Here is a 2,184-nt window from a genome sequence, read left to right on the forward strand (position 1 = left end):
GCGAAAGCCCTGGTCCTGCATCACCGGCTTGCCGCCGGATTCGACCTTGGCGGCGAGATCCTTGATGCGGCGGATGCGCTCCTTGGAGACGCCGACCCGCGCGATGCCGGTGCGCTCATTGCCGAGCAGGAATTTGGCATAGTCCCAGCCCTTGTTCTCCTCGCCGACGAGATTTTCAACGGGCACCTCGACGTCGTCGAAAAACACCTCGTTGACCTCGTGGCCGCCATCGATGGTCTGGATCGGCCGCACCGTGATGCCCTTCGACTTCATGTCCACCAGAATGAAGGAAATGCCGGACTGCTTCTTGGCCGAGGGATCGGTACGGCACAGGTTGAAGATCATGTCGGCGTGCTGGGCGAGCGTGGTCCAGGTCTTCTGGCCGTTGATGACGTATTTGTCGCCCTTGCGCTCGGCCTTGGTCTTCAGCGACGCCAGGTCCGATCCGGAGCCGGGCTCCGAGAAACCCTGGCACCACCAGTCGTCGACATTGGCGATGCGCGGCAGATAGTGCTTCTTCTGCGCCTCGTTGCCGAAGGTATAGATGACAGGACCCACCATGCTGACGCCAAAGGCGAGCGGCGCCGGGGCCGGATGGGCCTGAAGCTCTTCGTTGAAGATATACTGCTGCACCGAGGTCCAGCCCGTGCCGCCATATTCCTCCGGCCAGTGCGATACGCCCCAGCCCTTCTTGTTCAGGATACGCCACCAGGTGACCATCTCGTCCTTGCTGAGATGACGTCCCTCGATCATTTTCTGGCGCATCGCCGGCGGCACGTTATCCCTGAAGAAGGCCCGGACCTCGTCGCGGAACGCCATTTCTTCCTTGGTAAAAGCGAGATCCATCGGATCCTCCTGTGAAGCTCAGATACGTTCCGTCCCTTCGTCGTCCCGGCGAAAGCCGGGACCCATACGCCGCGGCCGTGCTTTGGGCACTTGCGGCAGCCGGCTTTCGCAAACACGAACGCCTGTGGCTATGGGTCCCGGATCGCGCTCGCTTACGCTCGCTTGTCCGGGACGACCAAAGTTACTGTACCACCTCGAACAAACCGGCCGCACCCATGCCGCCGCCCACGCACATCGTTACCACAGCCAGCTTTGCCTTGCGGCGGCGGCCTTCGATCAGGGCGTGGCCGGTGAGCCGCGCACCCGACATGCCGTAGGGATGGCCGACCGCGATCGCGCCGCCATCGACGTTGATCTTCTCCGGATCGATGCCGAGCTTGTCGCGGCAATACAGCACCTGCACCGCGAACGCTTCGTTCAGCTCCCAGAGATCGATGTCATCGATCTTCAAGCCATGGCGCTTGAGCAGCCGAGGCACGGCGAATACCGGCCCAATCCCCATCTCGTCCGGCTCGCAGCCGGCGGCGACGAAACCGCGGAAGATGCCGAGCGGCTTCAACCCGCGCCTGGACGCTTCCTTGTCGCTCATGATCACCGAGGCGCTCGCGCCGTCCGACAACTGGCTGGCATTGCCGGCGGTGATGGTGAAGCCATCGCCGCGCACCGGCTTCAGGCTCGCGAGGCCTTCGGCGGAGGTGTCCGGCCGCGGGCCTTCGTCCTTCGACAGGGTGACTTCCTTGAAGGAAATCGCCCCCGTCGCCTTGTCGGCGACGCCCATCGTGGTGGTGATCGGCGCCAGTTCGTCGTTGAACTTGCCGCCCTGTTGCGCGGCGGCAACGCGGCGCTGGCTTTCAAGCGAATATTCATCCTGCCGTTCGCGCGAAATGCCGTAGCGCTTGGCGACGACTTCGGCGGTGTCGATCATCGGCATGTAAACTTCGCCCTTGATCTTCAGCAACGCCGGGTCCTGGGTGTGAAACTTGTTGGCGTGGTCGTTCTGCACCAGGCTGATGGATTCGCCACCGCCGCCGACCGCGATCTCGACGCCATCGAAAATCACCGAACGCGCCGCCAGCGCAATCGCCTGCAAGCCCGAGGCGCATTGCCGGTCGATCGTGGTGCCGCCGACGGTGACCGGCAAGCCAGCGCGAAGCAGCGCTTTCCGGGCGATGTTGCCGCCGGTCGAGCCCTGCTGCAGCGCCGCGCCCATCACCACGTCCTCGACCTCCTTGGGGTCGACCTTGGCGCGCGCAACCGCCTCGCCGATGGCGTGACCGAGCAGCGTTGCGCCTTCGGTGGCGTTGAGCGCGCCACGATAGGCCTTGCCGATCGGGGTGC

The 2,184-nt window shown here is 64.1% G+C and carries 2 protein-coding genes; both read right to left on the reverse strand.

Annotated features, from left to right (window positions below; genetic code table 11):
• Positions 1-846, reverse strand: an 846-nt coding sequence (locus WB528_RS19075) for an acyl-CoA dehydrogenase family protein (RefSeq protein ID WP_423889953.1), incomplete at its 3' end; no start/stop codon positions are given.
• A 181-nt stretch (positions 847-1,027) separates the two neighbouring features.
• On the reverse strand, positions 1,028-2,184 hold a 1,157-nt coding region (locus tag WB528_RS19080; RefSeq protein WP_423889954.1), incomplete at its 5' end, for an acetyl-CoA C-acyltransferase.

This window comes from Bradyrhizobium sp. (assembly GCF_049586575.1).
GTDB lineage: Bacteria > Pseudomonadota > Alphaproteobacteria > Rhizobiales > Xanthobacteraceae > Bradyrhizobium.